Genomic DNA, 26,799 nt, shown 5'->3' with positions numbered 1-26,799 from the left:
GGATCTGACGAAGGCCGAACCTGCGCCCTGCCTTCCGCCGCCTGCGGAAACGAGATGGCCGAATCTTGCCGAGTTGCTGGGGCATATCGCGCGCAGGCTCGTTCGGCCTGAACGGGCGCGTCTACCCAAGCGCCGCAAGGCGATCGAAGCGCTGGAGCCGCGGTTGCTTTTGTCCGGCGATCCGGTCAGCGCTGCTTTTGCCGCTGCGGGCGATGCGACGCTCAAGGTCGTCGAGGTCAGCTATAACCGTGGGACCGAAGACAACCCGGATCGTCAGAAGGAACTGCGTGTCCAGCTCGTTCAAGGTATTAACGCGGGCGACTCCGCGCATGTCATCGCGGAGCGCCGCATCGTCGAGATTGACGGTAAGAAACGTGTGGTTCTGGGCGACTGGAACGCGTCGGCGAACCCCGAAATCAGTTTCATCGATGTCAGCGGCAGCACGGGCGCGGACCATATTGTTTTCGACCAGTCGATGCTCAGCCTCGCGGAGATTCTCGAGGTGCGGGTCGACATGGGAGGCGGGGAGGACCGTCTGACCGGACCCGCGAAGTCCGAGGGTCTGGTCTGGTCGCTTGACGCGATCTCGGGTGGAGCGGCCTCTGGCGAGATATCGGTGCTTCAACCGACCGGTGATCTCGATGATCCTCGCGCGGGCGACCGCACGCTCGATACCCGCATTTCCTACGCGGGTGGGCGGGATCATTTCATTACCTTCGCCGGGGTCGAAAATTTCGAGTTGGCGGCATCGCGCGATGTTCTGGTGGACCGCATCACGACGATGGGCACTGCCGAATGGAGTGTCACATGGGATTCGGACGGCGCGACGTTCGAGCGCTACGACGTCGGCCAGACCGTTTCGGCCACCTCCGATGCCTCCCCGGGGCGCGGCACGGTGCTCAGCATCTCGGGGGTTGAAGCGTTCAAGGGTACGGGCGAGACGCATCTCAATCTGTCTGCCGAAGCGCGTAGCGCGGCGCAGGCAGGCGCGAATTTCAATGCCGAGGGGGGCGAGTTGCGTCTCTTCGCGGCTGCCGATACGGACCGGCTTAACCCGCTGCTTGCCATCGACACTCGCGGGATCACGCAATTCACAGGCACAGGCGGTCAGGACAATGTGCGCCTCGGCCAGGATGTCGATTTCAATCTTTCTGGCGGCGCGGATGTCGTCACCGGGACCGATGATCTGCTGGAATGGACGGTCGGTGCGCGTAGCATGTCAGGCGTGCCCGAAGCGACCGTTACGGTCGATTACTACCGCGTGCCGGCAGATCCCGCTTCTGCGGACGCCGCCTCGGAATGGGAGCGGATCGGAACCACGAAGTCGCGCCTCTGGGGTGTCGATCAAATTTCAGGCGGGGACGCGGCGGATCGCCTGATCGTCGATCATGCGGGCGCCGTCACCGCGGCGTTCTCTGGCGATGTGGACAAACCCGTGATCGACGTGACGAACGCGGCCGGCGGCGCGGCGCTGACGGTGCGCGGTATCGAGGAATTGCGCGCGACCGGCACGGGGCTGAAGACGCTCGATTTCACTGCTTGGAGTGATGCGATATCGGTCGATTTCGAACAGGGGCTCACGACGGGTCTTGACCGTCACGAAGGCTTTAACGCGGTTGTGACGGGGGCGGGTGACGATCAGGTGATCGCGGCTGCCGATACGCGCAGCATCCGCACAGGGGCCGGGGCCGATACGATCACTATCACGCGCTTTGTGGCGGGCGGGACGATCGACGCGGGCGCCGGCTCCGACCTTCTTAAGGGCGATCAGAACGCGCAGTCGGACATCTATACCGATACCACTGTCTACGCCGCGTTCGACGCTGTACCGGACGATCTCGACGATGCGACCCCGGGCTTGCAGACGACCGATGCCCTCAGCAGCTATTTCCGCATCGACGCGATGGGGACGGGTGGCGCAAGTGGAACCGTGACGACGCGTCTTGCGTCCGGCGCGGTGCAGGGCGCTACCGCCACATTCGCCGGGATAGAGCGGATCGAGGGGCAGGGCGGCTCGAGCGATCCAGATACGATCGAACTGGCGATCACCGGCGCCGGCAGCGCGGTCTGGAACGTGACAGAAATCTATTCCGGTGTCATCACGGCAGCGGGTGCATCTTTGGCTTACTCCGGGGTTTCCCGCGGCATCAATGCGAGCCCCGCCGAGCGCAAGTTGACCCTCAGCTACGCGGGTGACGGCGGATCGGTCGGCGCCTTCTCAGGGGACGTCATCGTCGATCTTGATGCGGATCTCGCTGCTGGCTTTGGCAACTTCATCGGCCCGGTTGTGACGCTGATCGGGTCCGACAAGGCGGATGCGCTGACCGGCGGTGCCGAGACCATGCTGATCCGGGGCCTTGGAGGCGACGACCTGTTGACCGCCAACGCGCTTGCAAGTGTCACGCTTGAGGGCGGTGCGGGCCTCGATAAGCTGGGCTACGCGCGGGCATCGGGCGCAATGGAGCTAACCGATACGGCCTTGAGCGATGGTACGGACAGCCTAACCCATAGCGGGATGGAGGGCGCGGTAGTCGTTGCCGAAGCCGGTCACTCGGCGGCCCTCAACATCGACGCGTCTGCCTTCACGCTGGGTGGCGTCAGCCTTGGTGGCGGTGACGGGGACGACACGCTAATCGGCTCGGCACAGGATGACATCTTCTTCGCGTCGGGTGGTGAGGATGCCATGACGACGTCGGGCGGCGCGGACATCTATTTCGCGCGCGGTGTCTACGCGCTTCCGACGCAATCCGAGATCGATACCGAAAGGCGCGCCGCGAACCAGCCCTATGCCCGCGGCGTGACCGGTGACTGGATCGTCAGTGGCACGGCAGCATCCGTCACCGTGTCCAAATCCGGCGCTGTGTCGGATACCGTGACCGGGAGCCTGTCCGAGGTGCGCATTTTGGGCGGTTCGGGTGACAACCTTCTTGATGCCAGCGGCCTGAGTGCCGTCAATGCGGTGCTCGTTGGTGGAGGAGGTAACGACACGGTCAAGGGCGGCGCGGGCGATGACACGCTCTCGGGCGGGTCGGGCTCGGACAGCTTCGACGGTGGTTCCGGCACGGATACGCTTGTCGAGATTGGCGCGCGCGCTTACGATCTGACCTCGGCGGGTCTGTTGCACGACGATGGCGCCGATACAGCTTACATCCTCGATCTTGCGCTGCCTGCGGCGACCGGCCCCGAAGATGTGTTCCGACTCACCCTTGTGCGGGCGGATGGGATCGAGATCACCTCGGGTCAGATCGCGTTTGACGCCGATGACGGTGCGGTCGAGGCGGCCATTCGGGCGATGCGCGTCGTCGATGCGGGAGCCCTCCAGATCGAGGTCAGCCGGGATACCGGCACCGGCACGATCGACGGGATCAAGCTATCATTCATTGATGCCTTCGGTGGCCGTGATCTGCGGATCGGCCTTGTCGCGAGCGGAACGCAAACGCCTTCGGGCGGCGCGCCCACGCAATTCACGGCCACCGCCAACGCAACGGCCGGCATGCGTGGCAACACACGCGAGGCACTGAACGGAATCGAAGCCGTTGATCTGAGTTTCCAGTCGAACCTGCCTGGGTGGGCCGACGTCTCGGGCTACACCGGCGCGGTCAAGATCACGGGTTCCGACCGTAGCGACACGGTCATTCTGGGCGCGAACCATACAGCAGACCTGGGCGCTGGGGACGATTTCATCACCGTCACTGCCGCGGGCCCCGCCGCCTCGTCCGTCACGATCAAGGGCGGCGCGGGATTTGACCGGCTTATCGGCAGCGGCCAAAGTAGCCAAACCCTGACCGATGGAACATTGACGTTCGCGGCCGGAACGGCGGTGTCGCATGAAGGCTTCGAGGATTTCATGCTTATCGGCACTGCGGGAGCCGACACGCTGGATGCGTCGGGCCTCCTTGGCGCTGCGCTTCGCGCCGATACGCTCATCTCCAGCCTCAATGGTGGCTTCGGCCTTCCCGTCCGCTCGAGCGAGCAAGAGACGATGCGCGTCGATCAGAACCCTGACCCCGACGTGACGGACCTCGTCGATTTTGACACAGGCGCGCGCTACTACGATCTGAAAGTGATCCACGGCAACGGCGATGTCGCCTATGTCGATCTGCCGCGCGATGCCTCCACCATGCAGGACGTGCTCGACGCATTCAGCGCGGTGGACGGGCTGAGCGCAGCGCTCGTCAACGGAGCTTTGACCATCACGTCAACCAAGGCGGGCGCCGGGGCGCTGCGCTTCGAAGGCGTCGAAGTCACGGACCCCGAGCAGCAGGGCGACGGCCGTATCGACGACAGTCTGCTCGAAGCCCTGGGACTGTCCGGCATCGACTTCGCTGGAGACACGGTCGTCGCCGGTCTGTCGGGCGGGGCGCGCGTGTTGATCGACGGTCAGGCCGGTGACGACACGCTTACCGGATCGGCAGGTGACGATCTCATCATCGCGGGCATGGGCAGTGATGTCATCGTAGGCGGCGCGGGGCGCGACACGGTTCTCGCGGCGCGCACAGGCTTTGCGGGCGATTTGGTGCTTGCCACCATAGGCGGCGAACACAGACTCACCCGCCCAGCGGTCCCCGCGGGCTCGGGCGGCGGCGGCACCCCGCCGAGCTTCGCGGATGGGTTCACGGCGACCGGGGTCGAAACGGTCGAACTGCGCGGCGCGTCGGGCGCGCAGATCATCGACGCCAGCGCCTACGCCGGCGATTTCCTCTACCGCACTGGCGGCGGCGCGGACACGATCAAGAAGGGGCTGGGCGCGGACACTATCGTCATCGAAGGTGCAGCCGCGCTCTTGGCGAATGCCGTCACCGTGACCTCGGTAGAGCCGGCCGCGAACGCGGCCAACAGGCAGGATGTCGTGCATTTCGATCTCAACGGCAGCGTGACGAGCGCACATGTCGCGGTGCTCGACAATCGTGCGGCAAGTGTCGCCGCCGATGCCAATATCGTCATCGGCGCCTCTCCGGCGAGGATCGACGCGCTCCAGACCACCCGCGTCGATAGCTCGCGCAATTCCGGCCTCGTGCTGGACAGCGCGCTGAGCTTCACCGCTGGAAACATACGCTTTGCCGCCGAGAAGATCACAGTTGCCGCGAATATCGCCAAAACCGGCAGTGGAACTCTCACCTTCGAAACGCTCGACTTCGTGCAGAACCGTGGCACGACCATCTCGAGCTCGGAAGACATCTTCTTCATCGCTAGGGCAGAGGATCTTCGCTGGACATCCGGTTTCTATCAGATCCAGGCGCTCGACATTGATTATGTCTTCGGCGCCGGCATGACTGGCGCGGCCTCCGTCGTTCAGGGGCGCAACATCCGGATTGATCTGCGATCCGGAAAGCTTCCGGCGGAAGAGATCAGCACCGGCTCCGAAGCGGGGGCTTCGTCTTTCGGGGACACCGTGAATTCCGGGATCGACAGCATTCTCGGCGTGCTGGAGAGCCTGTCGCTCGTCTCGGCCAATTCGCGCATCATCTCGAACGTCACATTGAATGCGACCGAAAATAGCGTCTTCAAAACGACCGGCACTGGCGCGGACGGCGATCTGGTGATCCGCGTGATCACGGAAGGCATCAACAAAGCCAAGCCAATCGGCATTCTCGCCGGAATAGGCTTTGGTCTTGTGCAGGTCGATCACGACGTTCGCATCAGCAGCAAGCTCGAGATTGCTGGCGACATGGATGTGCAATCCGTCGTGGATGTGTCCAACACGGTCACCGGCGACAGCGGAGACGGGATCGCCGGCATCGGAGTGGGTATCGCGGTGTCGATCCAGATTCTCGAGAACGAGGTCACCGTCGATGCACGCTCCGGCAGCACCGTCGATGGCGATTTGAGGTTGAGCGCCACGACGATCGAGCGGATCGCCACCACGGCCAATGCGAAGAGCGGTCAGGACGGGGTCTTCGCGCTGGCCGTGGCGGTCGAGGTCGGCAACAACATCACTACCGCGCGCCTCGCATCGAGCGATCTGAGTGTCGGCGGAGACGTCACGGTCACAGCCGAGTCCTACAAGGGCGAGGTGAGCAAGTTCTTTGCGCTCGCCGTACCGAGCGCAACGGCCTCCGGAATCAGTGCCGCCGCGACGAGCGGCACGCTGCAGATCGGCAACGCGGTGGAGGATGCCGCCAACGCAGCGCTGCCGATCGCTCCCATTACAGGTCTCGTCAAGAACTCGCTCGGCAACGATCTCAGCAACTCAAAGCGTAAAATCTTCCAATGGCTCGGCGAGAAGATTCTCGACGACTCCACGACCCAACCCAAGATCCAGCTCAGCGGTGCGTTCAGCATTCTGATCGACAATGACCGGACCTCGGCCTTCCTCGGATATGCGGACGGGCGCGCCAGCAAGATCGTCTCCGGCGGCGAAGTGACTGTCGATGCGCGCGCCTCGGTGCGGCCCCGCATGAGCGCCATTGCCTTCTCGAGCAACGAGGGCAGCGATACAGGCGCGTCCAAGGGCGGCGGCGCGATGGCAGTGAATGTCGGCATCTATCAGGCGACAGCGAACGCGCGGATCGAAGGCAACGCAGATGTCTCGGCTAAGGACGCAGTCACGGTGAATTCCGCGTCACTTAACCGGATCGATCCCTTGGGCCTCTGGGGCGTCAACCTCGTCCAGCCGCTCATCGAGGCCGGACGCGCGCCCGATTTCACGGTCGCCGATGGGACCGTCGATATTGTTGCGGGCAACATCGTCGAGGACTCCGAAGGTACGCGCTGGCGCGCCAAGCTGAGCGCGACCAATCTCGATCTCGGCCAAGTCAACTTCGAGGCCTCGCCCGAAAGCTGGGAGGCAATGACCGGAGGCGGACTCGTCGGTACGATGATCGAGCGCGTCGGGCGCTACGCGAACGACAACCTCGGACTTGCGGGCAATCTCTTCGGCGTCTGGGGCCAGAGCTTTGGCCGGGGCGAGAAGGCCGGCATCGCGGTGACTGTCCATGTTCTCGATCTCGACTATAAGGCGAAATCCTCGATCGGGGACGGTGCGACGATCACCGTGACTGACACCGGGCTTGCCAGCGGCACCTCCGGCGCCGGCCATGATGTGCGTGTCACTTCGACCGCGCGTAGCGATACGATAACGGCTGGCGGAAACTTCGCGCCTTTCGGGCCCAAGCTGGCCAAGGTCAAGGATCCAACGGTCGATCAGGGGGCCTTTGCTGCCTTCAAGTCCTATTATGGCAACTTCAAAGACAGCATAAAAAAGAGCAAACCCGTTCAGAACCCGCTAGGCGGGGGCGAGACGGAAGGTGCCGTAGGCGGCTCGGTCACGACCATTTTCGAGACGACCGAGGGCATCGTCGAGCTTGGCAACGTCACCATCAAGGCCAACGATCTCGTTCTCGCCGGTGAGACCGGACATTTCGGCGCATCGCTTTCGACGGCGGGCGGCAAGGCGGGCAAGCTGTCGCTGAACGGCGCGTGGACTCACACCACTGTCAACACGACCGCGAAGGCCACAATGGGCGCGGCGAGCAATGTCACTCTCTCGGGCAACTTGGACGTCGACGCCAAGGAAACAGTCACACTCCTGAAATTCGCGGGCGCCGTATCGGTCTCCAAAGGCGTGTCGGTCGGGCTGTCGGGTGTTACCGTCTTAAGCGACCGCGTTGCGATCGCCGAGGTCGCACCGCGGGGCAGCGCCCTTCCGGGCAGCATCGTAGCACAGGGCGATATCGGCTTTGACGCCTCATCGAACGGCGCGATCATTATGGGTGCGATCGCGGCGGCGGTCGCCGCCGAGGCTCCGCCCGCCCCGAGCAACGGTGCCGGCGGCGGCAAGTCCACATCGGATACGGCGAAAAGTTCGGGCGCGCTCGACAAGCTTCCCGAAGGCACCAGCAAGTCTTCGGCCAAATCCAAGGGCGGCTTCGCGGTCTCGGGTTCGGCCATCGGTTTCGAGGAAGACGTGACCCTGCGTGCAGAAATCAATGGCCTTGGCACCATTACGGCGAATGCCGTCGATGTCTCGGCGGAGGATCAGACGACGCGCGTTTTGATCGCGGGCGCGGGCTCGCTTTCAAAGGGCGGCGGGCAGACGGCTGTGGGCGTTGCCGGCGCCATCGTGGTCGTCGACAGCCAGAAGGATATCGACGCGCATATCCGCGCTGCCGCATCCGGCCTGATGTTAGGTGCGGGCGCGATCTCCGTGGATGCGTTGGACAACGCCGGATATTTCAACTTCGCGGCCGGTGTCGCAGTCGCGACAGGGGCCAAGGGCGTCGGCGTGGCCGGGTCCATCATCATCACAGTCTCGCGCACCGAAGTGGATGCGGGTTTGTCCGGCACATCGGCAGGGCGGATCCTTCTACAAGGATCGCCCTCCCTGGCGATCGCCGCGCGCAATGACGCGCAATGGCTGCAGATCGCGGGCGCAGGTGCGTTCGGCGGCAAGGCCGGTGTCGGAGTCGCCATCGTCGTTGCCGTGTCCGAAGCAGCGGTCGGAACCGTGCTTGCGAACACGAGTAGCGCGAATGGCGAAGATGCTCAGCGTCTGGACATGAAGGCCCTGAACACCGGGCGGATTGACAGCCTCGCTTTCGGCGCTGCGGTGTCCGCCGGTGGCTCGGCTGGTGGCGCGGGTGTCGGCATGGTGGTGATCAACCACCATCGCGCCGCGACCACGGCGGATGTCATGGGAACGAACCTTACGGTGCAAAGCGGCGGGGCGGGCATCCTCATCAACGCGCTCAACACCGGGTATGTCGGCGCCGGCGCGGGCGGCGCCGCGATCTCGACCGGCAAGGCTGCCGTGGGCGTGGCGGTCGCCGTGAACATCGTCGACAAGGCCGAGAACGGCGCCGGCGTGGCGCGCGGCACGGAAATCTCGATCACCGACAGCGTGCTGACGACCGGCGCCGCGCCAATCGTACTTCGCGCGCTGACGGACATGCGCCTCGTCGCCGTCGCGGTCGGTGCCGCAGCAGCCAAGAATGTGGCGTTGGCAGGCAGTGCGGGCGTCAACCGTACCGACATCAACACCGCGATCACCGTAGACGCAGGCAGCCGCGTCGCGAGCGGCGGCACGTTCGTGGCGGATGCGGCCGACACGACCAATCTTGTCGCCATCGGCGGCGGCTTCGCGCTGAACCCGTCGGGCAGCGGCGGTGCGGGAGGCGCGGGCATCGCGGTGAACATCGCCGACACGCCCGTCAGCCTGACCGTGAGTGGCGAGATCGATGCGACGGGTGATGCCTCGCTCATTGCGCGCAACGATCAGGATCTGGTGACGATCGCGGCCGGCGGCGCAGGCTCGGGTGGCTTCGCCTTCGGTGGATCCGTAGCGACGACCGTGATGCGCGGCGACGTGACCGCGACCGTGCGCGCGCCGGGCAAGACATGGGATGTCGGGAACCTCGCGATCAGTGCCTCCGAGAGCAGCTCGATCACCTCCCTCGCGGGCGCGGTCAGCGTCGGTCTCGGCTATGGCGGTGTGGGTCTCGCGGTGGGGGTCGTCACGAACAAGCGGTCGGTGAACGCGCTCGTGGATGGCGCTGTCACGATCAATTCCACCGGAAATGTTGCGGTCACAGCGGGGGCGCGTTCGCCCTCGGGCAACCCCGAAGGCGGCTCCTTCCTTGATGACGCCATAGCGGGCCTGCCGACAGACGCTTTCGATCAAGGCGCGCTGGCGACGTCTGATCTAAAGTCGCAATCGGTCAACATCGCCTTCGCCGTGGCCGGCTCCAAGATCGTGGGCATTGGGATCAACACTGCCGTCACCATCGTCGAGCGCGAAATCGAGGCCAAGCTGACTGGCGGCGCCACGCTAAATCTCAGCAGCTCCGCCACGTCAGCGGCGGACGCGCGAACAGGCCAGACACCGGGCCTCACCGTAGCGGCCGACGATGCGAGCGGAATCGTAAGCGTCGCGGTCGGCGCGGCAGCAGCGGTCAACATGAGCTCGCCTGTCGCAATCGCGGTGGCGGGAAGCGTCGCCGTAACGGAAATCGACACCGCGATAGGGGCCGTGGTCGACAACGTGACGATTACCCTTTCGAACGAGGCAGATATCGGCGTCGTCGCGCTCAATGACGCAAAGATTGTCGCGGTCGGGCTCGGTGCCGCTGCGGCGCTGGGCGGCACGACGGGCGCGGGTGCGGTCGGCTTCTCGGCCGGGGCGAACGAGATATCAAGCGAAACCGTTGCCATCCTCTCGGCCACGGTGACCGCTGCCGCAGGCAATACCGGCGACAACGATGCGCATGTCCTTGCGGTAAACGACACCGAAATCGTGGCTGTTTCTATCGCGGCGGCGGTCGCGGGTACCGGAGGATCGATCGGGTTCGCCGGGGGCGGTGCAGGCGCGGGCAACACGATCCGGGGTGCCACGCTGGCCACTGTCGCTAACGCCACCGTGACGGGCCTCGACGATCTCAATGTGCTGGCGCGCAGTGATGCCAAGATCACATCAGTCGTGCTGGGGCTCGCCGTAAGCGCAGCGGTCAACAGCGGCGGGGGCGGTGCGGGGGCCCTCGGCATCGCTGTGTCGGTGAACAAGACGACGGGTGTGTTTCATGGTGATGCCCGCTACGTGAACAGGTTCTTTGCGGATGACGCCGGCTTCATAGTAGCCGCGAAGGTCCGGCACTCTGTCCTCGACGTCGATGGCGCCGTCGCGGTAAACGCGAGGTCCACGCAGGATATCACGGCGCATGTCTACGCGGCATCCGTCGCGGTCGCCGGAACCGGCGGATTCAGTCTCAGTGCCGCCGGTGCCGGGTCCGTTGCAATAAACCAAGGCCAAGCGCGCGTTCTGGCCGAGATCGAGGGCCTCAGCACCCAGCACAAGCTCCATGCGGGCTCGGTCGATGTGGAAGCGGTGAATCTTGCCAAGATTACAGCCGGGCTTGGCAGTGCGGCCGTCGCGGTCGCGGCGGCCGGAGGCTCGGGCTTGGCGCTTTCCATCGCGGCGGGTGTGTCGAACAACCGGATCGATGCGCGCACGACCGCGCGCATCACCGGGTTTCCGGGCGCAAGTCAGGTTGCCGTCAGCGGTGACATGCGCGTCGCCGCTCTTACCAAGGACGGCACCCGCAAGCTCGAGATCACGGCCGTCTCCGTCGCGGCTTCGGTCGCGGTGGGCGTCTCGGGCGCGACCGCAGTCGGGATTGCGGGCGCGGGCGCGGATGCGCGCAATGTCATAACCGGCGAGACGCTCGCCGAGATCACCAGTACCCGGTCGGGCAGCGCGAACAGCTTGACGGTGACGGCCCTCAACGACTCCAAGATAACTGCGGTGGTGGTTGCGGTCGGCGCTGGTGTCGGTGTGAGCACGGGCGGAGGCGCCGGTGCGGCTGCCATCGGTGCGACCTTCGTGTCGAACCGGGTGGGCGCCGAAGATGACAGTTTCGACGTCACGGCACGTCTCAAGGATGCCGCCCTCAGCATTACCGGCGCCGCCGACATTTCGGCGACGAACACGTCGTCGGTCTTCGGCAACGCGAATGCGGTGAGCGCGGCGGTGTCGGTCTCGTCGGACGTCGCCCTATCGGCATCGGGTGCCGGTGCTGACGTGCGAAATTACGTGTACTCCAAGACATCCGCCGAGATCGAGCGAACCGCCGCCGTGACGGCGCGCGACAGCTTCCTCGAAGTGGGATCGCTCCGGCTCGCGTCGATCGACACTTCCAGCGCCGAGGCGGTCGCCGTCGGCGCGGCGGTGGCCGTGGCTGTCGGCGGCGCCTATTTCGGTGGGGCCGTATCGATCGGGGTCGCGCTGGCACGTAATGAAATCCAAAGCGGCGCACACACGAAGATCACTGACTCGGCGCTAGGCGCCTCGCCCCTCATCAAGGCCGGCAGCCTCGGCGCGGCAGGCTTCATCGAGGCGACTGCTTCCAACACGGCGACGGCCACGGCGCGCACCGTCGCGGCCTCCATCGCCGCCGCTTTCTCGGCCAGCGTCGCGATCGCAGTGTCAGGTGCGGGCGCGAATTCGACCAACGTCATCGGCAATGTCAGTGAAGTCGTGGTGACCCGTGCGCGATTGCAGACCCTCGGCACCGGCGCGGATGCGAAGGCGGGCGACATCACGTTCGACGCAAAGTCCGAAACCAATTCGACAAGCGCGGTCGCCTCGGCGGCGGCGGCGGTCTCAGGCGCCATCGGTGCGGGAGCCGGCTCGATCGGTGTCAGCATCGGCAAGAGCTACATCGGCGGCGATGCGCTGTCGGACCGCGATCACGTGACCCGTGTGCGGGTTGAAGGATCCGGTCTGAAGGCCTCTGGCGACATCATCATGACGGCCTCGGCCAAGGAGCGTCACCATGTCGCCGTCACTGCGAATTCGGTCGCCGTGGCAATCGGCGTCGGCGGGAACGTGGCCTCTGCCGGGATCGGGCTGACGGTCAGAAACTTCTCGACCGTCGAAGCGCAGACCGTCAACTCCACGCTGGATGCGGGCGGCGACATCACGCTCTGGACGAAGTCCGACACCACCGTGGATGAGATCGTTCCGGGCATGGCTCCTGCTGCGATGATCGGGACCGTGACCTCGGTCGGTGCGATCAGCGTGGCGATCAACGCTTCCATTCTCAAGGTTGATATTGCCAACGCGTCGCGTGCCGAGATCGTCGGCGGAGCGGGGGATGGTATTCTTGTCGGTGCCGGAGGCGATATCACAGTCGATGCGGATGCGACGACAAGGCTTGTCGATCTGACCGGCGTAGGCGTGGCGCTGGCTGCCGGCGGCTATGCCGCGACGGGCGGCGGGCTTGAGATTTCGCTCGATGTCGCGAACGACGTCGCTGCTCGGATCGATCTCGAGGATCGCGCGCGTCAGGTCGAAGCCCGGGGCGGCCTTGTGAAGGTTGACGCGAGTGAAGCCGTCACCATGGCATCCGATATCGCCAATATCGCAATTGCGGCGGCCCCCATCGGTCTGGCCATCGGCGCCGCCGTCATGAGCAGCCGCCACGGCTCTACGGTGACCGCCGGTATCGCGAACGCCACCGTCACCGCGCGGGCAATCGAAGTCGGATCGAAATCCGATCTGGACATCACCCGCGTCGATTCGACCGGTGTCAGCGTCGGCCTGATCGCGGCCGTCGTGAACGTGTCGAAAGCGCAGGCGGAAGGTTCGGTCGGCACGACGATCGACAATGCCACCCTCACAGCCGGCGAGTCCGTCGCGCTGCGCGCCGGCTACGACACCCTGCTGCGCGCCTCCACTCTGGGCGTGTCGGCCGGCATGGGCGCCTTCGGCTCGATGACATCGCGGATCGAAGCCGGTCAGACCCATGGGGCCGATGCCTCGGTCTCAATCACCGGCAAGAGCAAAATCGCGTCTGAGCAGATCGGCATCGCGGCTGAAGTCATGACCGATGCGTTCGCCCGCACCCGTGCAGGTGGCGGTGGCGCCATCGCCGCGCTCGGCGCAGAGTCGAAGCTCTTCGATGAGACGACCGCGCATGTCGCGATCGAGGATGGCACCAACTTGCGCGCCGCCGGTATCAACATCAGCGCGAGCGGTCAGCGCAGCATCGACGGCGTCGCTGATGCCAAGGCTTTCGCCATCGCAGCGGGTACGGGAGCCTATCTCTATCTCGATGCTACGGGCGACGCGACGGTGTCCTTCGTCGCAAACCCGAGCGATGCCAGCGCCCGTAGCACCCTGACGGGGCAGGCGATTTCGATCGTGACCTTCAACCAGGTTCAGAAAGAAGCCATCGTCTCGAAAAACGGTGCGCCGAAAAAAGCCGAGAACAACGTGACGACAGGCGCCGCCTCGGCGCTCGGTCTCGCCGTTCTGGGCACGCGTGCGAATATCGGCACCGATTCGGATGCTTCGCAATCGCGCATCGATCTGGGCCACTCAACCATTGTCGGCCTTGGGTCCTTCCAGAACCCGTCCAGCGTGACTTTGCGGTCGATCACTGACCATTCGGCCGCAGACGCCATCGAGGTGACGGCGGTGTCGGGCGTAGCGGGCATTGCCGTCGCGACCGGCATCCAGAAGATCAATGCCGACACCAATATCGTGATGGATGGTGCGAGCATCCTGAACATGTCGGGCCGCGTGGACATCGAAACCCGCGCGAATCTGCGCAACACGGCCGACGCCGCGATTTTCCAATCGGGCGCGCTGAGCGCCAATATGGGAATAAACGTTCAGGCGATCACCAATTCGGACACCGTAATCACCGTCGCCAACAGCCGGATCGAGGGCAAACGCATCGGCGTGACCGCGGGCAAGGCGAACGGTACCGTAAACAGCCTCGTGTCTCGCACCGCCGCGAACGGAACGCTCGTGTCGCTCGGCATCTCTTTGGGCGTCGCGCTTCAGACGAACAGTTCGACCCGGGTCAGTGACGTCAACATCACCGGGACGTCCCAGCTTCTGAGCGCCGGCAACCTTTTCCTCGAGGCCGAGGACGGCCTCATGCAAAGCAGCAATGATGGCCTTGTTCTCGTCCTCGCGTTGCCGCCTTACGGCTACAATGTCGGCAATTCGGGCGGTCATTCGGTCACGCGCAGCGTTGATATCGACGCGACGGCGCAACTGCGTGCGGGCGTGAATTATCAGACCGTTTACAATGTTCGCTATGCAGAGGACTATCTGAAAAGCACGTGGGCCTCGCCGGTACCCCCGGGCGGCGAGCGAGCGTTGACTCAGGCCGAGCGCGACCATTTCGGACTGACCGGAACGCAAGAATACACCATCGGGTACTGGGATTCTGCCGATCTGGCGACGGATCTCTATTTCGGGGATGTCGTCCAATTCGTCTCGGCGAACAGCGACACGGCAACGGGTACGGTCGGTGCCTATTACCGGTTCATCGGCGGTGAGGCCGGCGGTCCCGTGGCGATCGCGATGCAGAATGCCGACTATACCGATACCAGCCTTTGGCAGCGGATCGCGCCGACCGCGCAACAGGAAGTCGAGGCCTATACCTCCGATGGCGGCGCGTTCCTGCGTCCGATCCTCGAGGACCAGATCCTCGTGATCCGTCCGGACACGGCGGGTATGCCCATCGTCAGCGTCGGCCAGCTGGCATCGCTTCTCGCGTCGCAATACCGGCAGGTCCAAGAATGGATCGCGCAGCATAACACAAATGCTGAGGCACTGGTGCGCTATCAGGCGCAGCTCGACCAGATCGTCGATCAGATGCGCGAGCTGGGAATCGAGCCGCAGACCGATGCTTCGGGCAAAGTCGTTGCTGTGGAGGAATCGCTCGAGACGCTTTTCATCCAGATTCCCGACATCAACGCGGCACCCGGTTCGATTTTTATCGAGTCCGGTAATTCGGCGGCGAGCTATCAGGCGCTGACGCAGAACGGGAACCTGACCCTCAAGGCGCACCGGGACGTTTCGATCGATCTTTTTTCGGATGTCTTCATGATGCACCGGGTCGGCGACGTGGTGATCGAGAACACCAAGGTCGCGCGGTTCAGCGAATTCACGGGTGACTATACCGAGTTCTATCCGGGTAATATCTACGTCAACGACATCCGCATCTCCGGCGATGGTGACGAAAATTCCGAGACAGCGGCGAGCATCGGCATTTCGCTCAGCACGCTGAGCCGGAGCCAGTACGACTATATCTCCGGGATCGAGGCCGAGTTCGCGAAGAACGGCGCGACCGTGCCGAACCTGCCGCCCGACATGTATGTGCTAGGCTCCATCGTGAACGATCTGGGCAAGGTCACGCTGTCGAACGCGACTGCCGCCATCCGCGTCAGCGGGCAGATACTCGCTGAGGAAGTCGATATCAGTACCGGCGGCGACTTCACCGTCACCACCGACTGGTATCACGCAGGGGCCAACCCGCGTACCTATGGTGGGCTTTCGGGCTTCGTTGGCGGGATCGAGCCGAACAACGGCAACTCCGCGCGCGGCGCTACCGCGACTGGCACCTTGTCCGCCGGGAACAGCGGTCTGAACAATTTCAATGCGTTGCGTAACGCTCAGGCAGGTCGGTCGGCAGTGGTCGCCAATGGCCTTGTGTCCATCGTCGCCAATTTCGTCAACGTGAACGGACTGATCCAGTCCGGCGTAACAGAGGCGAAAATCACCGTCGCGTCGGACTTCCGCCCGCCAGCCTTCACCACGTCGATCGTGGGCCGTGGCAACGCGGGCATCCAAGGGATCACCTTCGGCGACGTCAACGGCACGCCCGTGCCGATCACCGGGCGCTGGGACGCCGGCGAGAAGGCGATCGTGCTTGACGAAATGAATTTCGCGGGTGGCCGGATCGAGATCACCGGACAGGTGATGAGCACTGGAAATGGCCGGCTTGTGGTCGCGTCGGGCTATGCCAGCGTGTCGGTTCGAAACAACTCGGACTACAAGCTCATCCTCGACGGGATCGACACCAGCCGCGACCGCAAGGGTGTGATCCAGATCACCGATACATTGAATGTGCCGAACAGTCCGGTCGCCGCCGTGCGCTCGGTGTTCGAGCGCACGTCCGAAGGCGTCACACGCGAGAATTTCCATGGTGAGATCCTGCGCGACGCTCAAGGCAATTTCCAAGGCCTACGCTTCAATCCGTTCGCGGGTGGGCCGACCTCGACCACGAGCTTCGCGCCGAAGTCCGATATCTTCTACGTCTGGACCGAGGGCCAGCGGACTGTCGAGCAGACGATAGAGACGCGATTTGTGAAGACGTTCAACTTCATCGCCAACTTCCCTGCAGGGTCCGGCAATCTTCTGAGCAAGGAGGTCACCGCGCTTGACGACAGTCCTCTGGTCGAAAGCCAGGGCCTCGATAATCTGGCGAGCCTCCAAGGCCTTGGTGGCTGGACTTCCGGCAGCCCCGGCGCGGGGACCGAAGTCTTCGTGCGCTTCAAGAATGTCAGCAATCCCGCAGTCGAGTTGAAGAACGGCGATATCGTGAAAAACATCACGACCGGCGCCTACTTCGAATACACCGCGACGAGCCCGCTGCAGATCATCGTGGCGGACATCTTCAAGTCCGACAATAGCGTCAAGGATGATCTGGCCGGGTCTTTCTCTGCCAAATCCGGTGTCAGCTTTGCCGACAGCAACCGCGATCTCGGCCAATATCTCTCGAATTTCGAGAACTTCACCCAGACGCGCCGCGAATGGACCGAAGGCGGCGGCTACATGAAGAAGAAGACCCAGTACAATGAGGTGACGACCGTTATCGGCCTTAAGAAATACTGGGATATCGGCCTGCGCGCCGACAAGGGGATCGCCATCGATTTCGCCGCCGGCGCCGCGACCCCCACCGTGCGCGTCGAGAGCGTTGGAGATGTCGTGATCGCGGGCGACATCCGCACACCCGAACATGCCGAAGTCTGGCTTAATCCGCAATTCGACGGCGCGGTGCGCGGCGGCTCCGTCGTCACGGGCGACGGTGCAAGCGTCAGCGGCAAGCTTCAGCGCGTCGATACCAATGGCGATGTCCGTCTGACGCTGGTCAACCTCGTCTCCGGCACGCCCGCGCTGCCCGAAGAAGGCGCGCAGACGCCCTACGCCGATGCGCGCGTGCTGGACATCAAAGCAGGCGGGGATATCGATATCCGCGTCGGGTCGAACACCAATGCCAACGGCTCTGCTCTGATTAAGAGCGTGATTTCTGATGCCGGCGACGTAACGATCCGAGCCGCGCAAGGCGTTTACGCACAATCCTCGGCAACGGTCGAAGGTAACCGGATTGAGCTTCAGGCCTCCAAGGGCCGTGTCGGAACCGACGCGCAGGCCATCCGCATCGTGTCGGATCACACGGATTTTGCGGGAGGTTTCGCCGGCGCCGCGAAATTCGGCCTGAACGTGTCGCAGATCTCGGGCGATCTGCATCTTGTGCAGCCCGAGAACATTAACACCGGATTTGTGCGCCCCTCCGATGCGGGCCCGATTTCCGTTGGATCGCTGCAGGGCACGGTCAAGCTGAGCGCCGAAAACGGTTCGATTTTCGATTACAATTTCGAGACCGGCGGTGCCCTGACTGCCGCGCGGCTGGCCGCCTATCAGGATCGGTTGGGCCTGAGTGATGGAAACCGCACCGTCATCGGCGAACAACTCGACAACGCCGTTCGAGCCGAGCAAGCGCTTTATACCGAATACTGGGCCTTGGTGCGCGCGCCCGGCGGCCCGGGCGCTGCGCCCGCCGACCTGACCAGCGTCACGGGCTTCAACGACCTGGCCGCGCGGATCGCGGCGTCCAACCCCGATCTGCCCGATACGAACGCCGCACGCAGCTATCTGGTCGACCGCTTCTCGGACATCCACACCGAATGGCACGACAAGCCGCAGACCGATACCGTGCTCTATGATCGCTACTACCAAGTGATTGTGGACGAAACCGCGGCTTCGGAATTCACCGATCCTGCGGCACCCCTGTCTTCGCTCTCCGGTTTTGAGAAAGAACTTGCACGTCAGGTAGAGGGGACCAAGACCTCAGGCATCCTGAGCCGCTTCGGTGCGCTCCACGCGGTGCTTGCAGGCTCTGACGTGGGCCAGGGTGAAGCGGTTCGGATCTATATTGAGGAAATTCACACCCGCAACGCCGACCCTGCGCTTGGCAAGCCGGATTTCGAGCTGCAGCAATCGTGGATCGACTATCAGGTCGCTAACACGCCGACCGATGCGCAGAAGGCGGAATTCGCCGCGATATTTGATCAGCTCTGGGCATACGATCCCGATGTGCTCAGCGATTACATCAATGTGGTGCGCGCGGGCTCGCAGGCCGAGGGGGACTCGGACGCCAATGGCTATCTCGATGCCGCGGCGCAGATGCGCGCGTCCACCTCCTCGTCGGAAGCCGATTACGAGGCGGTCTTGCCCACATACGATGCTGCCGCCACCCGCGCGGCCGTTATGGCGGATCTGACCTATCAATTCTCCGGGCTTTACGAGCAACTGGGGAACGCAGCCCAGAAGCCGACCTATGTCGAGACGCTTCTCCTGACAGGTGCTGACCGCGAGGCGGCCATCGACGCGCGTCTGGCCCAGCAGGGTTCGATCTATGCGGCCCTTCCCGCCGGCGTGGCCTCGAAGCTCTTCCCGCTGCTCGAGATCGGCGCGATCACTGGCGCCGCAGGCGCGGCGAGCGAGAACGCCAACATCATCGCGCCAGATGTCGTACTGAGCGCGTCAGGCGATCAGGCGACGGGCGAAGGGCGCATCGGCACGCTGACCGAGCCTGTCGATATCGACTTCACTCTCGACCTGGAAAGTCTGGCCGAGAGCGAGAAGTTGGAGCAGGAAAACCTGCGCCGGTCTCTTCAGGCGCAGGACGTGGTCGATATCGTCCATGATCTCTACATCCGCACCGGCGGAACTCAGACATTGACGCAGCAGCCCGGGCAGGGCGCTCTGAGCGGCGAGGCTGGATGGGAAAAGCTGTCCATCGTCTTCGCCGATCTGGACAACGCCATGTCGACCAGCGTTCAGGACGGCGACGTCCTCGCGATCTGGGCCGCGTGGCCCAAGCCGGGCCAAGCCGAGCCCCAACGCACATATCGCCTCTTCCAGAATGTCAGCGGCGCAGTCCAGACCGTCACACTCGACGCGGTCAACTGGAATGCGGCGGGCACCGCGTGGGCGGAATTGTCTGAACCCAAATCTTTTGCCGAGCGTCCGCAGGCCGTGACGGTCGCGACCGGTGACGTCTTTGCAGATATCTGGACGGTCCTGCGCGTGTCGGCCCGGCCGTTTGCGGACGTGAACCTGCGCGCACCCGATGTCGCAACGCCGGTCCATCTGACGATGCAATCGGCCGGCATGGCCGGCATTGGCTTCGACGGCGACACGCTTAACGTGGGGGGCGCACATTCCGGCGGCTTCCTGCGGATCGTCGCCACGGGCTCAATTTACGACGTGGCGACCGGACCCTTCGCCGCCAGCGCGGCAGGCTATATCAGCCTCATCTCAGACGGCGCGATCGGCACGGCGTCGCAGGCTTTCCGGGTCAATGTCACCTCGGGCTCGACGCTTCTGCTGCAATCCTTCGGCGATACCTTCATCGAGCAGAAGGGCGGCAATCTTCTGGTCGGCCGTGCGCTGATCGGAGGCAATCTCGAGTTGAAGACCCCAGCGAACCTCGCACTCGGCGACGTCGATGTGGTTGGCAATGCGGCGCTGATCGTCGGCGGGAACGTAACCGATTCCGCGGATGACGACGCCGATCCGAGCCTCGATCTGACGGCAGCGGGGGTCACGCTCGACGTGGCGGGTTCGGTCGGTTCGGCATCCAACCGTCTCGAAATCGATCTTTCGGCAGGCCTTTCCGGTACGGTCGGCGGAATGCTCATGCTGAGCGATTTCGGTATCTTCAGCCTCGATACCGGAAACGATCTGGACGTCACGGGCAATGCGGACATCATTTCCCGTAACTCTGCAGCGGGCGCGGGTGGCGCGCATCTCGCCGCGCGCGATCTGACGCTGCGGAGCTTGACCGGCAATATCGGCAGCGCGGTCCAAGGGTTCGACGTGCTGATCGGCGCCGGAGCGCTGACGGCCACAGCCGTGAACGATATCTGGATCACGAGTGCGGCAGCGCTTCCCGTGAATCGCCTCGCGGCGGCGCAGGTCGTTGCCTTGTCCGTGTCGGGCGCGGTGCAAAACGCGCGCGGCGATGCACTGGCAAACGTCGTTACCGAGCGTGCGCGGCTCAAGGGGGCGGCGATCGGGGCATCCGGCAAGGCACTGGTTACCGAGGTGACGGCCTTGGCCATGCAGTCGACGCAAGGCGCGGCCAATCTGCGCGAGATCGACGATCTGGTCATCGACGAGGCTTTCTACGATGGTCTGGCGCTGAACCATGCCGGGGCGGTCGACCTTCGCTCGGGGGGCAGCATCACCGTTGAAGCAGGGATCTCGGCGGTCGGTCAGAGCGCTACCATTGTGGCACAAGACGCGCTCGTGTTTGCGGATGGCGATGCTGACATTATCGCCGGAACTGTGAACCTTGCCGCCGGAAACCGGCTCGCATTCGCGAAGGACAGCAAGATCACGGCAACCGGTAGCCTGGCCATCGATGCGGATTCCGCTGGCTTTCCGGCGGATGCGGCAGGCGGCACGATCAGTTTGCGCGGCTCCTGGGAAGCCCAGAGCATCCTTGTGACCACGCATGGCGACGCGGATCTGATCGATCTCGCGCCGCAACGCATCGATGGCGATATCACATTGCGTAGTGGCGACGGCGAGGACACGCTGGTCCTGACCGCGCTCAACGACCGCGCGCCCGAGGACAGCTTTGTCATTGACGGGCAGGGCGGTGCGGACAGCTATATTCTCAACCGCAACGATGCCGCCGTGACCTATACCGTCGATTTCGCCGATAGTGGTGCGCCGGCGGATGGTGCGGACATCTTGACGATAAATGGCCGCGCGACGGCGGACGAGGTTCTGATCCGCCGCAATTTCGTGGCGCTACTCAACAGCGATGCCACCGGCTCCCAGATCGATAAGCTCGAGCGCGTGAACTACGGCGCCGACATGAATGGCCGCATCCGAGTGAACACGCTCGGCGGTGACGACAAGTTCTATTCGGATGATACCGGCACGATCTTCACCCTCGATGGCGGCGAAGGCGCGGACGAGTTCCAGATCGGACAGCTTTTCGGCGCCGACCGCGTCGCGCCAAATGTCGCCGCCAACGACGAGATCGAGACGAGCGAGACCACCCAAGGCTTCCTCTCCGTCGGCAACAGCGCCCCGCTCCTGATCTACGGCGGCGCGGGTGAGGACGTGTTCAACGTTTACTCGAACAAGGCCGTGGCCAAGCTCTTCGGCGAGGGTGGCAACGATATCTTCGTGGTGCGGGCTTTCGTACTGGCCGCCGATCCGGGCAGTCAAGCGGGCGGCGGCGACACCGAGGTGTTCGGTGGAGAGGGTGACGACAAGATCCTCTACAATATCAATGCCCCGCTTTCGATCGATGGCGGCGCGGGCGTCGACACGATCGTTGTTTTGGGCACCGAAGTGGCGGACAGCTTCCTCGTGACCGAGGGCGGGATCTATGGCGCGGGACTGAATGTCAGCTTCGCGGGTGTTGAGAATGCGGAACTCGACGGGCTCGAAGGGGACGATACCTTCTACATCGCCTCGACGGCCGCCAACATGGTGGTGACGGTGATCGGGGGCCTTGGCTCCGACACCATCAATGTCGCGGGCGATGTGACCAGCGAGATCGTCTCGCTCGAAGTCGAGGGAAGCTCGAGCGTGGTCAACCATGCCGTAGCGTCGGCCGATCCCAGCTTCAACGAGATCTTCGTAGAAGGGCTGCGCACCAACGTTGCCACGGGCGATACAGCGCTCTTCGAGATCGACAGCTCCGGTCTTGCCGTGCTCGACGAGGGCGGCAGCGTAGCCAGCTACCGTATTCGCATGACGCAGGCGCTGAGCGCGTCCGTCTACCTGACCGTCTCGGCAGCACGCTCCTCCTCGGAGGATCGCGCGCTCGCCGGAGCCATCAAGGCGCAATCTGCCCTCGTCGCCACGAGCGTCGGCGGTGACTATCGCTCGGCGCAGGTTTTGACTTTCACCAACAGCACGGCATGGCAGACAGTCTATGTGCAGGCACCGCAGGACGATGCCGCCGAAGGCACACGCGACGTGGTGCTAAGCCACGCGGCGCGCGGCACACCCGAAGCGGTCGAAGCGCGCATCGCCAATGTCGAGGCGACCGTCTATGACGATGATCTCCCGGCCCTTCTGATCGGTGGCAACCCGTCATCGGTCAGCGTGGCAGAGGGCGGCGCTGGCGCGACCCTCGATCTGCGTCTCTCGCGCGCGCCCGCTGCGGGAGAGACTGTGACGATCACTCCGGCTCTGGCGTCGACCGGCGATCTTGCGTTGTCGTCGGCATCGCTTCAATTCACTGCAGCGAACTGGAACCAGGTTCAGACGCTTACCCTGACGGCGCTCGACGACGGGGCGATCGAGAACCGCGAGCGCGTGACGCTGAAACTCAACCTCGCATCGAATGGTGCGGTGTATGCGGATGCCAACCTTGGCGGCGTTCGGGAGGTCGATGTTGAGATCGCCGACAACGACAAGGGTGAGGTTCTGATCACTCAGTCGGGCAACGGCACGATCGTCAGCCCGGGTCAGAGCGACAGTTACGATATGGTCCTCACAAAGGAGCCGACTGCCGATGTGGTCGTCTCCGTTCTGACCGACGGGCAGTTGGTCGCGTCCAGCAGCGCCGCGAATTTCGACGCTGTCACCAAGACAGTGACGTTCGACAGCACGAATTGGAACATTCCGGTCACGATCGATCTTGCACTCGGCACGGTGACGACAAGTGCGCAGCCCACCCTCAAGGTCGGCGCACAGCCGCAGCGCCTCGACGCGATCCGCGGTCCGCTGTACGTCTTCGGCGGTCCGGGGCCGGGCGCTGACCGCGCACTTAATGTCGGTGTGAAGCTCCCCAGCGAGAGCGATGTGGCTCTGCCAGCCGTTGAATCGCCCACGGACGAGAACGAGCAGACTGATCGGCTCGTCTTCTTCAACGCCGGTGACGTGACGGGCCAATCCGGCACATTGACCGAAAATCGCCTGACCGGCTTCGGCATGCGCAGCGCCGATCTGACGCTCAATGTCGGCACTATCGCCGATCCGCTCAATCAGACCTTCAACGCCGGCATCACTTACGGCGAGATGGAAATCGTCGATTTGCTACTCGGCTCGGGTGACGATACCCTGACCATCGAAAGCTCGGCTCAGGGCGCCATAACCGCCGTGCATGGCGGCGGCGGAAGCGACACGATTACTCTCGCTCCCATTGCGGGCCAGGCCAAGGCACAAGCCGGCGGCGCCGACCGCGTTCTCGCCCTCTTTGGAGACACCACGCAAGACGGCGTGCGTTACGGCAGCACAACCGCCGATCTCGACGGCACCGGGCGCATCTTCGCAAACGGCGGCAATGATGTGATCGACGCCTCAGCCGCGTCCGGCTTTGTGCTGGCCTATGGCGGAATCGGCAATGACAGCATCATCGGCAGCGATTTCGACGATCACATCTTGGGTGGCTCGGGTGACGACTCGCTCGTTGCCGGACTTGGTCGCGACCATGTCTATGGCGACAACGGCTTGCGCATCGATCTGTCCGTACGAAGTGACCAGCAATCGCAGCTCATTACCATCGTCGATGAGCAGGACATCTCGGCCGCTGATTTCGATGCGCGCACGGGCGATGCCCTCGCCAGCGCCGGCGCAGACAGCATCTCGGGCGCAGGGGCGAATCTTATCCTGAGCGATTTCGGAGCGGTGCATCAGGCCGCGAATACCAACCGTGCCTTCGACACAGGCAGCATCCTGCGCATCGAAACCGTGCGCGAGACGGAGGGCGGCGCCGACACGATCACGACCGGCACGGGCGATGACTGGATCTTTGCGGGCGCAGGCATCGACGTCGTAGCGAGCACGGGCGGCGACGATGTCGTGCTGGCCGATGTCGGGCAACTGACCGTGACGGGCGGCGCCCAGCGCACCGTCCTGTCGAGTTCTACTCAGAGCCCCACCACGGGCGCTGCAGATTCCATATTGCTCGATAATGGGGATTCTTGGGTAATCGGCGGCGCGGATGCCGACAGCATCACCTTCGGTGATGGCGCCACTACGGTTCTGGGCGATCTTGGACGGATCACCGGCGATGGGGCCGGGCTGCTCGTGCGGATCGAGGTCACCGACCACGCGGTCGGCGGCGCGGACGTGATCGCGGGCGGTCAAGGCGCGAGTGCCGTGTTCGGCGGCCGGGACGGCGATACCATCACGCTCGGCGATGGCGACCATGTGGTCGCGGGCGACATGGGCCGTCTCGACTTCGCGGCGGGTGTGCGCGCGATCTTCACATCGGACGACACGACGCCGGATGTGGGCGGTGACGACACGATCACGCTCGGCGATGGATCGGTCTGGGCGATCGGCGGAGACGGCGCGGATTCGCTGCGCTTCGGCGATGGCGGCAACATCGCGCTCGGCGACAAGGGCGAGATCGAGATGTCGGGCGCGGACCTCGTGCGGATCGAGGTCACCGACCATGCGGTCGGCGGCGCGGACGTGATCGCGGGCGGTCAAGGCGCGAGTGCCGTGTTCGGCGGCCGGGACGGCGATACAATCACGCTCGGCGATGGCGACCATGTGGTGGCGGGCGACATGGGCCGTCTCGACTTCGCGGCGGGTGTGCGCGCGATCTTCACGTCGGACGACACGACGCCGGATGTGGGCGGTGACGACACGATCACGCTCGGCGATGGATCGGTCTGGGCGATCGGCGGAGACGGCGCGGATGCGCTGCGCTTCGGCGATGGCGGCGGCATCGCGCTCGGCGACAAGGGCGAGATCGAGATGTCGGGCGCGGACCTCGTGCGGATCGAGGTCACCGACCATGCGGTCGGCGGCGCGGACGTGATCGCGGGCGGTCAGGGCGCGAGTGCCGTGTTCGGCGGCCGGGACGGCGATACCATCACGCTCGGCGATGGCGACCATGTGGTGGCGGGCGACATGGGCCGTCTCGACTTCGCGGCGGGTGTGCGCGCGATCTTCACGTCGGACGACACGACGCCGGATGTGGGCGGTGACGACACGATCACGCTCGGCGATGGATCGGTCTGGGCGATCGGCGGAGACGGCGCGGATGCGCTGCGCTTCGGCGATGGCGGCGGCATCGCGCTCGGCGACAAGGGCGAGATCGAGATGTCGGGCGCGGACCTCGTGCGGATCGAGGTCACCGACCATGCGGTCGGCGGCGCGGATGTGATCGCGGGCGGTCAGGGCGCGAGTGCAGTGTTCGGCGGCCGGGACGGCGATACCATCACGCTCGGCGATGGCGACCATGTGGTGGGGGGCGACATGGGCCGCCTCGACTTCGTGGCGGGTGCGCGTGCGATCTTCGTTTCGCCGATCCTAATCCCAGCCCTTGGCGGCAGTGACACGGTCAGTGTCGGAATCGGTGATACATGGGTCATTCTCGGGGAGGGTGATGACGAAGCGACGCATCGGGGCGGGTTGAACATCGTCATCGGCGATGCGGGCTATGTGCGTGGAGATGCGAACGGCGTTTATCTGCAAGCGGAAAGCACGCAGCCCGCGATCGGCGGCAACGACATCATGTTCGGAGGAACGGGCCGCGACGTTCAGATCGGCGGTGCCGGGAACGATTATCTCGATGGGCGAGCAGGCGACGACCTTCTGTCCGGTGACGGGGCGCTCATCCAGCGCAATCCCGGTCTCGGCGGTGGTGGCGGCCAGATCACCTTCGAGAGCCGCGACATCCGCTTTGGCGGGGCGGACACCTTGATTGGCGGAGACGGGAACGGCTTCGACGCGCTCTTCGGCGGTATCGACAACGATACGTTCGATGTCGATCTTGGGCGCGATATCGTGGTCGGCGAATTCGCGCGGATCCGGCTTCAGCCAAGGCTGGGCAGCACCGATCTTGTGACGTCCTTCCTCACGCCCGCCGTGCGAGATCTCGATCTCCTGGCCCAGCTCACGCTCGGGGTCAACGCGGCCTCGGTACGCTCGAGCATCGACGAGGTTCCCATGGCCACGGTTGCCGATCTGAGCAGCCTCGGAAAGCTGCGCTTTGATGTGGTCTTCGGCGGCGACACGGCGGATGACGGCCGCGCGCGGTTCGGCGCGATGGACAGTGGAACGGCCGAAGATGATGCCGAGCTTCCGGGCCTTGCCGGCTTCCGGCTCTTGGGCGATAGCGACATCCTCGTCGAGGAAGGTCAGAGCGAGGACGAGGCCGAACCGCAGAACGATATAGAAGAAGAGCGGCCCGAGATTGCAGAAGCTCCGCCAGCGGAAGCCGAGGCGAATGCGCGCGGCTGGACGTTGAAAGGTTGGCGTGTCTTTACCTCGGCAGCATGATGTCGTGC

At 64.3% G+C, this 26,799-nt stretch carries 1 protein-coding gene; it reads left to right on the top strand.

Annotated features, from left to right (window positions below; genetic code table 11):
- The first annotated feature begins 73 nt into the window (after positions 1-73).
- A complete protein-coding gene (locus ACGRVM_RS07135; RefSeq protein ID WP_394624032.1) occupies positions 74-26,791 on the top strand; it encodes an LEPR-XLL domain-containing protein in 26,718 nt (8,905 codons plus the stop codon).
- Positions 26,792-26,799: the final 8 nt, after the last annotated feature.

Origin of the sequence: Roseovarius aquimarinus, from assembly GCF_043661195.1 — a bacterium.
GTDB classification, from domain to species: Bacteria; Pseudomonadota; Alphaproteobacteria; order Rhodobacterales; family Rhodobacteraceae; genus Roseovarius; species Roseovarius aquimarinus.
The sequence above is the reverse complement of the archived record's forward strand: the minus strand, read 5'-3'. Positions and strand labels throughout refer to the sequence as shown.